Origin of the sequence: Nocardioides sp. T5 (assembly GCF_048161455.1) — a bacterium.
Lineage (GTDB): Bacteria > Actinomycetota > Actinomycetes > Propionibacteriales > Nocardioidaceae > Nocardioides.
Genome location: NZ_CP182415.1, coordinates 1,899,191 through 1,910,870 on the forward strand (window position 1 = coordinate 1,899,191; position 11,680 = coordinate 1,910,870).

At 68.7% G+C, this 11,680-nt stretch carries 14 protein-coding genes and 1 pseudogene; 10 read left to right on the forward strand and 5 right to left on the reverse strand.

The features are described from left to right. Positions 1–100: 100 nt before the first annotated feature. Complete coding sequence (locus ACNKF0_RS09280) at positions 101–1,228, reverse strand: hypothetical protein (RefSeq protein ID WP_416957738.1); 1,128 nt, start codon at positions 1,226–1,228, stop codon at positions 101–103. Between the two features lie 141 nt (positions 1,229–1,369). Here ACNKF0_RS09280 and ACNKF0_RS09285 point away from each other — a divergent pair, with 141 nt between their 5' ends. Next, the gene (locus ACNKF0_RS09285) at positions 1,370–1,846 is read left to right on the forward strand and encodes a hypothetical protein (protein WP_416957740.1); all 477 of its coding nucleotides are present in this window, start codon (positions 1,370–1,372) and stop codon (positions 1,844–1,846) included. A gap of 267 nt (positions 1,847–2,113) precedes the next feature. On the opposite strand, the gene ACNKF0_RS09290 is transcribed toward ACNKF0_RS09285, so the two are convergent. Continuing rightward, complete coding sequence (locus ACNKF0_RS09290) at positions 2,114–2,734, reverse strand: hypothetical protein (RefSeq protein ID WP_416957742.1); 621 nt, start codon at positions 2,732–2,734, stop codon at positions 2,114–2,116. A 264-nt stretch (positions 2,735–2,998) separates the two neighbouring features. Here ACNKF0_RS09290 and ACNKF0_RS09295 point away from each other — a divergent pair, with 264 nt between their 5' ends. The 4 genes from ACNKF0_RS09295 to ACNKF0_RS09310 are packed head-to-tail and all read left to right on the forward strand — an operon-like array spanning position 2,999 to position 5,464. Further along, entirely contained in the window at positions 2,999–3,367 is a 369-nt protein-coding gene (locus ACNKF0_RS09295; RefSeq protein WP_416957744.1) for a helix-turn-helix domain-containing protein, read from the forward strand. A gap of 7 nt (positions 3,368–3,374) precedes the next feature. Continuing rightward, the gene (locus tag ACNKF0_RS09300; RefSeq protein ID WP_416957746.1) at positions 3,375–4,283 is read left to right on the forward strand and encodes an ImmA/IrrE family metallo-endopeptidase; all 909 of its coding nucleotides are present in this window, start codon (positions 3,375–3,377) and stop codon (positions 4,281–4,283) included. Between the two features lie 26 nt (positions 4,284–4,309). Further along, on the forward strand, positions 4,310–4,894 hold the full coding sequence (locus ACNKF0_RS09305) for a hypothetical protein (protein WP_416957748.1): 585 nt from the start codon (positions 4,310–4,312) through the stop codon (positions 4,892–4,894). Between the two features lie 45 nt (positions 4,895–4,939). After that, positions 4,940–5,464 carry a hypothetical protein gene (locus ACNKF0_RS09310; RefSeq protein WP_416957750.1) on the forward strand — a complete coding sequence of 175 codons (525 nt, stop codon included), beginning with the start codon at positions 4,940–4,942 and terminating at the stop codon, positions 5,462–5,464. A gap of 115 nt (positions 5,465–5,579) precedes the next feature. Here the strand turns inward: ACNKF0_RS09310 and ACNKF0_RS09315 are convergent, their stop codons facing one another. Beyond that, a complete protein-coding gene (locus ACNKF0_RS09315; RefSeq protein ID WP_416957752.1) occupies positions 5,580–6,041 on the reverse strand; it encodes a hypothetical protein in 462 nt (153 codons plus the stop codon). Between the two features lie 96 nt (positions 6,042–6,137). Here ACNKF0_RS09315 and ACNKF0_RS09320 point away from each other — a divergent pair, with 96 nt between their 5' ends. The 4 genes and pseudogenes from ACNKF0_RS09320 (at position 6,138) to ACNKF0_RS09335 (ending at position 9,405) form a co-directional block, all read left to right on the forward strand. Continuing rightward, positions 6,138–6,362, forward strand: coding sequence for a hypothetical protein (locus ACNKF0_RS09320; protein WP_416957754.1), 225 nt, complete (start codon positions 6,138–6,140; stop codon positions 6,360–6,362). 124 nt (positions 6,363–6,486) lie between these two features. After that, positions 6,487–6,765: pseudogene (locus ACNKF0_RS09325) on the forward strand (ATP-binding protein); the annotation flags it as partial. 57 nt (positions 6,766–6,822) lie between these two features. Further along, positions 6,823–8,508, forward strand: coding sequence for a hypothetical protein (locus ACNKF0_RS09330; protein ID WP_416958661.1), 1,686 nt, complete (start codon positions 6,823–6,825; stop codon positions 8,506–8,508). Positions 8,509–8,667: 159 nt separating this feature from the next. Continuing rightward, entirely contained in the window at positions 8,668–9,405 is a 738-nt protein-coding gene (locus tag ACNKF0_RS09335; RefSeq protein ID WP_416957756.1) for a hypothetical protein, read from the forward strand. 32 nt (positions 9,406–9,437) lie between these two features. On the opposite strand, the gene ACNKF0_RS09340 is transcribed toward ACNKF0_RS09335, so the two are convergent. Together ACNKF0_RS09340 and ACNKF0_RS09345 are read right to left on the reverse strand one after the other, a co-directional pair. Continuing rightward, entirely contained in the window at positions 9,438–10,262 is an 825-nt protein-coding gene (locus tag ACNKF0_RS09340; RefSeq protein ID WP_416957758.1) for a GIY-YIG nuclease family protein, read from the reverse strand. Between the two features lie 86 nt (positions 10,263–10,348). Then, positions 10,349–11,206: a hypothetical protein gene (locus ACNKF0_RS09345; protein ID WP_416957760.1), complete on the reverse strand. Its 858-nt coding sequence runs from the start codon at positions 11,204–11,206 to the stop codon at positions 10,349–10,351. Positions 11,207–11,363: 157 nt separating this feature from the next. On the opposite strand from ACNKF0_RS09345, the gene ACNKF0_RS09350 reads away from it, so the two are divergent. Next, positions 11,364–11,675 carry a hypothetical protein gene (locus ACNKF0_RS09350; protein WP_416957762.1) on the forward strand — a complete coding sequence of 104 codons (312 nt, stop codon included), beginning with the start codon at positions 11,364–11,366 and terminating at the stop codon, positions 11,673–11,675. Positions 11,676–11,680: the final 5 nt, after the last annotated feature.

Below are 11,680 nucleotides of genomic sequence, written 5' to 3' on the forward strand. Positions count from 1 at the left end.
TTGCCGTGGTTGCCCTTGCGGCGGCCGTCGGAGAGCAGCTCGACACACCGCGCACCCGGGGCACGTTGGGCGGCCAGCTCGAAGTTGATGACCTGTGCGCTCATGCCCGCGCTCCCGTTGCGAGGGCAAGGACCGGCCCCGGGGTGGTGGACGGCGTGGCGCCGTCGTTCGCGGGCAGGTGCTGCGGGGTGCACACCGCGCAGCCGCCGAGGCGGTGGTGGCGTCCGACGCGGATGCGGCCGTTCTCGACGGTCGCGGTGAAGTGGACGCTGGTGTTGGGCGCCCGGTGCGAGAGCACGCGGACTCCGAGGACGGCCGGCCACGCGTCGGTGGTGGGGAGCTGGACGTCGCCGGCGGCGGGCGCGGTGTGGCGGAGCAGGTCGGCGAGGCTGGTGAGGTCCTCGGCGACCTTGCGGCGCGCCCAGGAGTCGAGAGGGACGAGGTTGGGGATGTGCGTGTGGTGGAACCGGTCGAGCATGAGGCCGTGGCCGATGCCGTCGGGGTGGGCCCAGAGCACGCGGCGCCGGCGGGTGAGGCGGGTGGTGGCGGTGCGGGCGGCGGCGTGGGCGGGCAGGCCGTCGTTGTCGCACCAGCCGTGGGTGGTCTCGTCGTGGAGGTCGCACTGGTCGGCGGTCCAGCGGCGGAGCTGGCCGGGGGTGACGAAGCGCAGGGTGGTGGGCTGGGCGTGGTGGATGAGGTAGCTGGTGGCTGCTTCCATGACGATGGCGCCGCGGCGGTCGAGGCCGTGGCGGCGGAAGGCCGTCTTGATGGGCTCGCACAGGGTCGCGAAGAGGGCGGCGCGTGCGGTCAGGGTGGTGGGGACGCCGACCTTGAGGATGTCGTGGCTGAACCGCTCGGCTGCGAGGACCCATGCCATGTCGGCCTTCGTCGGAGCGGCGTGGACGTTGGTCGTGGCGGGGGTGCTGGTGCGGTTGAACGTGATGGAGCCGGGCAGGCGTCCGCCGTTGGGGACGGCAGTCTCGTGGGGTGCGGGGACGGTCGCCTCGGCGAGAGCTGCTCGCATGGTGGCGTCGAAGTCGTAGCCGAACTGCGGGTCGGGGATGGGCTGGTTGCCGTTGATGGCGTTCACGAGAGCGCGTCCTGCCACGCGGTGGTCGATGGCCAGGAGGCTGAGGAAGTCCTCTCCGCTGAGGCGGGCCTGCTCGACGTCGTCGTGGCGTGCCGGCCGGTTCTGGAGGGCTGCTGAGGTGCTGAGTGAGTTGGACATGGCCGGATAGGTGTCGCCCGCCTCCCAGAACGCCGGTCGAACCCAGGTGATATCGCCGTGTGCGACCGGAAGTGGTCGTACACGGCCACTTCTGGTCGTATCGAGCGCACCGGCGCACCGGTTCCTGCCAAGGTTCCGGCCGTGGCTGGCAAGGACGACAAGAGTGCAGCCTCCGGCGACGACAACTCGGACGACGACAGCACCGGCGGCCTGAGGCTTTTTGAGAACCTTGCCCCCAGGGACTTCGCGAAGAACTGGCCCAGCGGCCGCGTTCGTCTCCCGCAGGAGTTCCTCGATCGCAAGCCCAACGCGAGCCAGATGCAAAACGCGCTCATGGCCGTGAACCTGCTGCGCCAGCTCGCCCTCGACATCAACGAGTACCTGCCCGCGGCCGACAAGCAGACGACACAGAAGACGCTGGCCAAGTCCTGCATGGTCTCCACCAAGGCCGTTGGGAACGTGCGCAAGGGTCGTGCGTTCGTCTCCCTGCCGACGTACCTGATGTTGCGCACGCGCGTCCCCACCGCGGCCGCCATGCGCAACGACGACTTCAAGGACCAGGTCGAGAGCGCCCTCGAGAGGCGTCGCAAGCAGGCCGAGGGCCAAGCGAGCGGCTGAGGCAGGAACTTCCCGCTCAGCTCGGCATCCGTGCGGCCTTGCCGGGCGTCGATGGGGGACGGTCGAGCCGTGACGGCGCTCGCGTCGGGATCGGGTCGGTCACAGGTGTGCACGGTTCCTCCTCGCTCAACTGCTCGACCCTTTCGGAGACCGTAGATCGAACGTCTGTTCGATTGCAACACCCTGCGCGATCTTCACCTGCGAACGGGACGTCCCGCCCGAGCTGCTGCTCGGGCGGGACGTTGGTGGCTGCTCAGGTGGTGCGGGTCAGGCGTCGTCGGCGGGGCGGCGGCGCAGCGGCGGCGGGTAGTACCCGATCTCGGGCTGGGTGGGGACGATTTCCCAGCCGTCGGCGGCGAGCTGGTCGTACTGGTCGGCGACGTCGAGGAGGTCCTGCGCCTTGAGGCGGAGGGCGGCGGCCCAGTCGGTGAGGTTGGCGCCGGGGATGTCGCGGTTGAGGACGGGGACGTGGGTGCTCCCGGTGGGGAAGTGCCCGGTGTCCTTCGGGTCGGTGTCGGCGAGTTCGGCGTCGACGAGCCGGCCGGTGCCGAGGACGCGGGCGTGGCCGGTGCCGTCGGTCTGGATGATGAACTCGATGCCGGGGCGGTCCTTCATGGCGTCGAGGCAGCGTTCGGGCAGCTGGGTGGTGTCGAACTGGCCGCGGGTGACGGTGAGGGTGCCGTGGATGTCGCCGAGGTCGCCGACGACGCGGGCGGGGGTGGGGGCGTTGAGGTCGAAGCTGGGGTCGTTGAAGATGGCGTCCCAGTCCTCGACGGTGAGCTCGGGTTCGACGTAGTTGGGGTCGGGCGTCCACACGATGATGGGGTACTTGTCCCAGGGGGCCTTGTGCGGGTTGACGCGGCGCTGCTTGCGCTTGGGCTGAGGCATGGGGTGCCTCCTCTTCTTGGGGCTGAGGGTCGGTTGGCGGTTGGTGCCGTGGACCGTCGAAGCGGGTGCGGGTGCGGCAAGCCGTGCAGCGCGCCTGGGTGCCGTCCCGGAAGCTGCCGGGATGTGACCTGGGATGGCTCGGGTGTGCCCGGGCCGTGGGCTTGGCGCCGGGCCGGCCGGGGTGGAAGTCGCGCCGTCGGATGTTTGCGTGAACGGGCTGACCGCGGCACAATGAATGGACTAGGAGGTTCTATTCAGATGGACATGGCAGCACTGGGTGCGCGCATCCGCGAGGCGCGAGTCGCCGCGGACGTTTCACAGGAGGCGGCCGCGGCAGCGGTCGGCGTCTCGCAGCCGACGTACCACCGCATCGAGGCTGGTGCACGGCCCCTGAAGGGTGACGAGCTCGTCATCCTGGCCGACCTCTTCGGTGTGCGGGCGGCGGCCATCACGGGTCTTGGTGCGGTGCAGGAGCGGGCGCGGTTCGCGGCACGCACCGATGGCACGCACTCTGCGATGAACGCGATGCGGAACCGGCTCTACGCCTACCTTGAGCTCGACTCCTATCTGGCCGGCCAGGGCCTCGCGCAGGGCCTCGCGCAGGGCCTCGCCCAGGGCCTCAGCAGGGGCTGACCTGCCTGTGTCCAGCAACGAGTCGCAGGCCCTTCGGCTTGTGCGGAGGTTCCGCGACGACCATCACCTCGGCAACCAGCCCATCAAGGACCTGTTCGAGCTCGCTCACATCACGCTCGGCGTCGACGTGTTGTCGATGGACGCCGACGAGGCCGAGCATGGGTTGACGATGTTGGACCCGACGACGGGGCGTGTCGCGATCGCGGTTGCGACGACCGCGCACGCCATGAGGCAGCGGTCGACGATCGCTCACGAGATCGGTCACGTCGTCGCCGGTGACCTTTACCTGGACGAGCCGCTCGTTCCCGGGGCGAACACGCCGGAGGAGATCCTCGCGAACGCGTTCGCTCGGCACCTGCTCCTGCCGTTGGAGGCCGTCACGGAACGTCACGAGCATCCGGTGACGGACAAGCGGCAGCTTTCCGACCTCGTTCAGGAGTTCGAGGTCTCGCCGCACATTGCCGCCATCCAGTTGCGGACGGCGAAGCTGCTGTCGCCGGCGACGTGCGCGGAGTGGTCGAAGGTCAGCGCGCTCACGCTTGCGAACGACTACGGGTGGAGGAGTCAGTACCGGAGCCTGTCTGTCGACTCGTCGATGCCGAAGTCGCCGCAGGACCTGATGGCGCGCGCCGTGGAGGGCTACCGCCGCGGCGTTCTCGGGCTTGCTGAGCTGGCTCGCTGGTACGACTTGGACCCGCGCGAGCTCGAGGCCGAACTAGGGCCGCCGGCGCTCGGCGAGGACGATCCCGATGGCGATGGCGATGGCGATGGTGATGACTGGGACGACTGGGATGACGACGACGCACCCCTGTTCCCCAACCGCGGCCAAGACCCCACCGCAGACCCCGCCGCAGATCCCGCCCGGGACTCGAGGCAGGACCCCGCCCAGGGTCGGTCGGCGGGCGCCGGTTCGTGAGCATCCTTCTTGACGCTGGCCCGAGCTTGAACTTCCTCGCGGTCGGCCAGCAGAACGCTCTCATCCAGATCGCCCAGGCCAACGGCCTTCAGCTCGAAGCCCCACAGCGCGTCGACACGGAGGTTCTCGGCAAGACCCGGGACCCGCTCTTCGCGCGCACCGCCGTGCTCGGGACGTGGGCCACGTTGAAGTCGACCGGACGGTTGCGCATCCTCGACGACACGCTCACCGGCCAGCAGTTCATCGACGCGGTGACACGCATCAGCGGCATGCCGGCTGCCGACCGGGTTCGTTCCAAGGCCAGTCTCGGGGAAATCTTGGTGCTGGCGCATGCGTCGGTGTACGCCCAGAACGGCACAGACGTGTTCGTGCTCATCGACGAGGGCGACGGCCGCAAGCGCACCGAGAAGGAACAGCTGTGGCTGCAGGCCAACAAGGCGCCGGGGACCCTCACGCTGTGGGGGTCGCGGCAGGTGCTGCTGGAGGCTGAGAAGCACCAGGGGTGGATCAAGAACGGGCTGACCGCAGACCAGGTCTACAACCAGATGGCGGCCTTCGACACCGGCATCACCAAGCGGCTCAAGGCGCGCAAGGCCCGGACCGGACGCTGACGTTCTACGCCCCCTGCGTTCGTCCGGCCCCTCGAGGGGAAGCGCATGTCGGATGCAGGCCGTACGCTCGCCGGCATGACGGGGGTCTCGATGGTGGTGAAGCGCGCGCTGGTGGTGTTGGCCGGCTGCACGGTCCTGACGGCGTGTGGCGGCGGGAGCAACGGTGGGGGCGAAGGTGGGGGCGGGTCGTCGACCGGCGCCGAACCGACTGCAGCGTCGTCGAGCCCGTCGGAGACGGCCCGGCCGGCGGAGGTCGAGGAGTGCCAGACGGCCGTGAGCCGGATGGATGACCTGGCGTCGGAGATGGACACGCTGGTCGTGGACGAGCCGGCGCAGTTCACGCAGCTGTTCGATCGCATGCAGGCGCTACGCGGTGATGCGGACTCGTTCTGCTCGACGACGGTGAAGGAGCCGATGTCGATGGGCGTGTACTTCCTTGCGCGCGCCAACGCCGGCTACACGGCGTGCGACTTCGTTGAGATGTGCAACCGGGACAAGGTAGAGCGTGACCTGGTGAAGGGCACCGGCCTGCTGCACGACGCAGCCGAGGCTGCGGCACGCACTGAGTGACCCGCGGGTGACCCGCGGGTGACCACGCGGGTGACCACGCGGGTGACCTCCGCCCGCGAGGCACGCCATTCCGCCGATGCGTGGTCACACGTGTGACCGGAGCTCAGGCCCACGGTCAGCCGTCGAGGGGCAGGTAGGCGTGGAGTTCGGGAACGCCTTCGCCGATGTCGCTGACGTGGCACTGGCCGAGCGCCCACCGGACGCCTTGCTGACGCATGGCCGCGAAGCGGTGCCCGCCGCCCGAGATCTGCAGCGTGGTGGCGTACGGCGGTTCGCGGTACAGCGACGCGAGCCCCTGCTGGTCGGCCGCCGACAGGGCCTCCCACTGCGGCGTCGCGGCGAGCCGGGCTCCACCCAGGGTGGGGGTGAGCTCGTTGAGGTGTTCGCGCACGAGCGTGTTCACGAGCTCCCAGTTCACGGTCAGCGCCCACTCGAACGACCCGCGGTCCCACACGTGCGATGCGGGGATGGTCTCGAGGTCGAAGTCGCACCAGACGCGCGGGTCGTCGTCCCGCTCGTCGCCATCGGGCAGGTCGGGGGCCGGCCCAGGTCCTGGCTCAGGGTGCTCGTACGTCATGGCGCAACCGTCGCAGAAGTGCCGTGCGCCCCGCTCGCGTCATCCACAGGCGCAGCTGGCCGGACAGGTGTCGGCGGTGCTGGCTACCGTCGGCTCATGACCGCTGCGGTTCTCGTCTTCGACGTCGAGCTCTCACCTGTGACGCGGCAGCTCGGCGTCACGTACCTGCACGACGTCGACCTCGATGCCGGCGTCGAGCTGCTCGTTGGCGACATGGTCCGTCTGCGGGACGAGGGCGGCACCACGCGGGAGGCGACGGTGACAGGGGTCGAGCCGGTCCGCTTCGGTCGCAAGTACCGACTGCAGCTGATGGCACCATGAGGCCGGCCAACGACTCGGACACACCTGTGATCGCGGCGCGTTTCGGCGAACCGACCGTCGGGTTCGACTCCAGTGACCGTCAACGCGTGCTTGACTGCCGCCCGTGACCAGAGTCCACGTGGAGGTGTCGGAGGAGCACCTCCGCAAGCACCTGAAGAGCGCCCGTCAAGGGCTCATCGAGCTCGTCGACAACGCGCTGGACTCCGACGCGACCCGCGTCGAGGTCGACCTCGTCCGTACCGAGGCCGGGGCCATCAAGACGGTCGTCGTGCGCGACAACGGCGAAGGAATGAGCGAAGCCACTGCCCGTCGCGCGTTCGCGGAGTTCGGGAACTCGTGGAAGGTCAACCAGCCCCGCACTCGCCGTGGTCGTCACCGCCGCGGACGACGAGGTACGGGCCGGTGGGCTGCGTTCTCCATCGGCGACACCGTCACTTGGACGTCAACGACGCACCCGGTCATGCGGATCGACATGTCGTACGACACGAGCACGGTTGCAGGCACTCAGGTGACCGGTTCGGTGCGCACGATCGGTGAGTTCGACGTCGACGCGGTTGCTCCCGCGGCCGCCACCGGCACGGTGGTGACGGTGGATGACGTCACCGAAACCGGCCAGCAGGTCGACGAGATGGCTCGCATGCTCACGGGTGAGTACGCGTTGATGCTGCGTCGTGAGCCAGGCCTGACGATCGTGTACGACGGGCACGAGCTGCGCGCGAGCGACGTCATGCTCGACTCGTTCCCGATACCCCTGGACCTTCCGGACCCCTCCTCCGACCGGGAGGACGCGCCGGAGCTCGCACACCTGTACGACGACAACGGGGACGCGCTCGTGCGTCTGACGGTGGTGGAGTGGTCGAAGAAGGCCAAGCACGTGCGGCCGGTGCTGGTGTTCACCGATGGTGCCGGGAACCCGTTGCACGACCATCACAACGGTCTGCCACGGGCGTCGTGGCCGTACACCGCGTACCTGTCGTGGGACGGCTTCGCGGGCGCGCGCGAGCAGCTGGGTGACGACCTCGGGTACACGCCGGGGTGGGCTGAGGACATGAAGGTCGTCGTGACCGCCGCGTTGGACGCGCTCACCGGCTACGTGCGTGGCAGGCGTGACCAGGACCGCGCGCGGCTGGTCGCCGGATGGAAGGCGGACGGCTCCTACCCGTATGCCGACGAGCCCCACGGCGCTCTCGAGGAGGCGGAGCGAGACCTGTTCGACGTCATCGCCGTCACCGCAGCGCCTGTCCTCGAGGACATGGACCCGCCGGCCAGGACGTTCTCCCTGCGGCTCATGCGGGAGGCGCTGACCAGCGACCCCTCTCAACTCGGCGTCGTACTGACCAGCGTCTTGAACCTCGACGAGGATCAGCTTGCCGAGCTGCACGACCTCCTTGAACGCACCACGTTGCCGGCTCTCATCACGGCTGGCAGGGTCGTCACACATCGTCTCGACATCATCAACGGCCTTCAGCAGCTGCTTCACGACATCGACGAAGCGCCGAACGTCCTCGAGCGCGACCACTTGCACAAGATCGTCGCTGAGGAGCCGTGGCTGTTCGGCGACGAGTACACGGTCGCCGTGAACGAGAAGTCGTTGACGGAAGTTCTGCGTGCGCATCAGCGCATCCTCGGCAGCGAACGCGTCATCCTCGACCCGGGTAGCGGGAGCGGCCCGGACCTGGCGCCAGTACTCGTGAGCGGCAAGGCTGGGCGCGTGGACCTGATGTTGTCCCGGGTCTCGCCGCTGAGCTCCACGGTTCACCAGCATCTCGTTGTCGAGCTCAAGCGTCCTGGCCTCATCGGCGCCGAGGAGATCACCCAGCTGAAGAAGTACGCCTACGAGATCCGCAAGGACTCACGGTTCCACCATCAGGACGTCAGGTGGGACTTCGTCCTCATCGGCACCCGCCTCGACCCGTTCGCGCAGGACGAGGCCGAGCAGCTCGAGTTGTCCGCGACGCCGGAGTTCCGGGTTCGGGTCATGACGTGGAACCAGCTGCTGCAGTCGCGTCTCCACCAGCTCAACTTCGTTCAGGAAGCGCTCAACGTGACCACCAGCGCCGACGCTGGTGTCGACCGCCTGAGGACCGTTCACGGCGCGTACCTGCCGCCGTCCGTCGCCAGCGACCCCGCCCCCACCGGCACCTGAAGGTTCGCAGGGTGAGCGACGGCGGTACCCAGACTCCGGAGCTGCATCGACTGCGGCGCTGGACTGTCTGGGCGTTCGGCAGCGACTGTCGCACTGCTCTCCTACGGTTGACCCCGGCGCACCGACTGGGCAGCGCCACGGGTTCTGAGGGGGAACGGGATGAAGAAGATCGTCACAGTGCTGGTGACGACGTTGACGTTGGCGCTTACCGGTGTGGCGCTCGTGCAAGCGCCGGCCGCAGCCGTCATAGCGACGGTGACGGTGTCCGCGCCGGACGTCGCGCAGCCGACGTACGGCTGCCCGTGCGCAGGGAACACGGTGGACTTCCAGGTGGTGACGCCGGACTCCACCGAGTACCTGAAGTACACGTACGAGGTCCTCGTCACGGACCCGGCCGGTAACTTCCACGCCAGGTGGGCCGACACCGCGTACTACGGCGGGCACTGGCAGTGGAACAACTACCTGCTCCCGAGCATCCACGAGTACGGCACGTACACGGTGACCGCGACGGTGAGGTTCTACGGGTATGAGGGCAACGTGCCCATCGACACCCGCACCGCCACCGACACGTTCACGTTCAACGGCCCGCCCGCGCCGCCGCCGGTGCAGATCGGCGGCCAGGTCGCCGAGACGCACGTGTACAAGTACACGCGGAAGTTCAGTGCCATGCTGGAGAGCGACACCAGCACGGGGTCCGCGCCCGGCATCCCGGTCACGTGGAAGATCTTCGTCAACGGTCGGCTCGGTCGGACGCTGACGCAGTCGTGGGCGGAGTCCGACTACGTGACCGTTCGGCTGCCCAAGAAGAAGCGGACGAAGCGGGTACGGGTCGCCATCACCCGCAACGGCCAGAAGGTGTTCTCCCGCGCCTACAAGATCCCCGGCACCAAGTCCTGACCAGCTGGAGGGACGAACTTACGGACTCGGGGTCAGTTGCGGTTGAGTCCGAACGTCCGAGTGAGCAGCTTCGTCTTCCAGTAGGACTCGATCTGCTCGATGGTCTCGTCGGGAACGTTGGCGTCGACGACCTCCAAGACCGACACTTGGTAGGACCTACGACCCCCGGCCGCGGCGGCGGCCTTCAGGGCGACGTCGCCGCCGTGCCCGTCGGCGGCGTAGTCCATCCACCGCCCGAACAGGCTGTCCGCGCCCTTGGCGGACCCGACGTACTGGTGCCCGGACTCGACGTCGACGAGGAGGTAGACGCCCTTCACGCTGCGCAGCACCTGCTGCCACCCGGCCGGGAGGGCGGGGATGTCGTCGACGAGGCGCGTGAAGATGCGGAAGCCCGGGAACTTCGGCTCGTACTGCTCAGCGATCTCCACGACCGGTTTCGGCTGGTTCGCTGCCCTCTGGACCCACGACCGGGTGCCGGCGCCCCAGTCGATGACGACCCGGTCGACGTAGTCGACCAGGTGGTCGCCGTGCTGCAGCTGATAGGCGACCTGTCCGGAGATGTCGTGCGTCAGCAGAGCGTCGACTGCCCCCTCCGGGCACGTTCCGACGCCGTCGACGGAGTACATGCCGACGAAGACGGTCTTGCCGGCTTCGGTGACGATGAAGCTGGCGAGCAGGTCGCCGACGCGGAACACGTCGCGAGCCTGCACGGCCTGATAGCTGTCGAACGACGCGCGGTCGTTGCGCCACGCTTCGTAGAGGCGACCCGGAGCCAGTCGCCGGTCCTGATGACGCACCAGCCGAACACGCGCGACGTCGACATGCTCAAGCGCCAGTAGGTCGTTGAACGTCAGCATCGCGCCACCTCAGGTCGAACGGGCCTGCTCGCCGGTACGCCGTGAGGTTAGCGGCGGCCCCCACCGCCCACCTCGTGAACGCTGCGCTAGTCCGGCGGAGTCAGCGAACCGTCGCTTGCAGTGCCGACACCTTCGGAGTCCTTGCCCGTGTCGTCACCGCCTCGGCCGTCGGGGAGCTCGCTGTACACCTGCACGTAGTTGGTCACGACCGGTTGCGGCGTCGCGGGCGGCAGCGCGTCCGGCGGCGGCGGTGTGACCAGCGCTGAGAAAAGGGCGACGACGATGCCGGAAACGATGCCGGAAACTGTCGACTCGGTGATGCGCTGCCACATCTGCGGTTGCCTCTGGATGGACCCGATGAGGCTGTCGGTGACGACCTCGACGGCGACGGAGCCAGCGACGGGAACGTCACGAAGAACGCGTTCCACCTCGCCGAAGCGAACCAGGATGAACTCCCGGAGGTCGTCCGCCAGGCCCTCCTCCTGCTCGACCTGCTCGCGCAAGGACTGGACGTCCTCGAGGAGCTTCTCGCGGCTGGCTTCGTTCATCACCGGTTCGGGGCAATGCCGGTGGAACTGGCGGCTGAGGAGGTCGAGGCTGCGGACGGCGGCAGCATCGACCTGAGCCATCATGTCGCCGACGCGCACCTGGCGCGCCATCGTCAGGTGGTCGAAGACCCTGTCGAACTGCTCGAAGTCCTCGAGGAGCACGTCCGCGTCGACGCTCTCCGGGAGGAGGGCGGCCTTCGCGCGGATGTCGTCGCCGAGAGCAGCCAGCTGCATGGCGAACCGCGTCACCTCGACCTTGCCGGCAACCTCCGCGACTTCCACGCCGAGCATCGAGCCGAGCACGTCGCTGACGGCCGTGTCCCTATTTGAGACGGTCTGGAACCGGTCGACCCACTGCTTGAGCCGGCCCGCCGGGTTGTCGAGGTACTCCACCACGCGTGCAGGCTACCGGCGCGTGCGGACACCGATGGTGCTGCGCAGCCGTGCTCAACGCCGAGGTCGCATGGCCGGGCCGTGCACTGGTGTGCCCGACTCGCAACGGGCGCGGCGCGCCTCCGAGCGTGCACAGGTGTGTCCGCGATGCGGTGTGCGCGTGCCACCCCGCCGTCGACGCCACCACGGCTACCAGGACCACCATCACCTCGACCCGGTCCTCGAAGCAGCGCTCGACAACGAGGCCGCCCGGCTGGCCGCGATCGAGGACCCGGCCCTCGCCGTCCAGGCCGTGACGGAGTTCTTCAGCGGCCTCGAGCGGGCCCTCGAGGCCGTCGCGGAGTCCCGACACCGCGCCGTCATCGAGCTGTACGAGGACCTCGGCAGCTACCAGAAGGTCGCAGACGCGACCGGCCTGTCGAAGACGCGCGTGGGCGTGCTGGTGCGGGAAGCGCGCCGCGCCGGCCTGTAGTTCGA

What these genes read in the sequence shown, in the direction of transcription:
- ACNKF0_RS09290 (WP_416957742.1), bottom strand. Translation starts at nt 2,734, where the DNA reads ATGCCTCAGCCCAAGCGCAAGCAGCGCCGCGTCAACCCGCACAAGGCC.
- ACNKF0_RS09330 (WP_416958661.1), top strand. Translation starts at nt 6,823, where the DNA reads ATGCGGATCGACATGTCGTACGACACGAGCACGGTTGCAGGCACTCAG.
- ACNKF0_RS09280 (WP_416957738.1), bottom strand. Translation starts at nt 1,228, where the DNA reads ATGTCCAACTCACTCAGCACCTCAGCAGCCCTCCAGAACCGGCCGGCA.
- ACNKF0_RS09340 (WP_416957758.1), bottom strand. Translation starts at nt 10,262, where the DNA reads ATGCTGACGTTCAACGACCTACTGGCGCTTGAGCATGTCGACGTCGCG.
- ACNKF0_RS09315 (WP_416957752.1), bottom strand. Translation starts at nt 6,041, where the DNA reads ATGACGTACGAGCACCCTGAGCCAGGACCTGGGCCGGCCCCCGACCTG.
- ACNKF0_RS09310 (WP_416957750.1), top strand. Translation starts at nt 4,940, where the DNA reads ATGTCGGATGCAGGCCGTACGCTCGCCGGCATGACGGGGGTCTCGATG.
- ACNKF0_RS09295 (WP_416957744.1), top strand. Translation starts at nt 2,999, where the DNA reads ATGGCAGCACTGGGTGCGCGCATCCGCGAGGCGCGAGTCGCCGCGGAC.
- ACNKF0_RS09320 (WP_416957754.1), top strand. Translation starts at nt 6,138, where the DNA reads ATGACCGCTGCGGTTCTCGTCTTCGACGTCGAGCTCTCACCTGTGACG.
- ACNKF0_RS09335 (WP_416957756.1), top strand. Translation starts at nt 8,668, where the DNA reads ATGAAGAAGATCGTCACAGTGCTGGTGACGACGTTGACGTTGGCGCTT.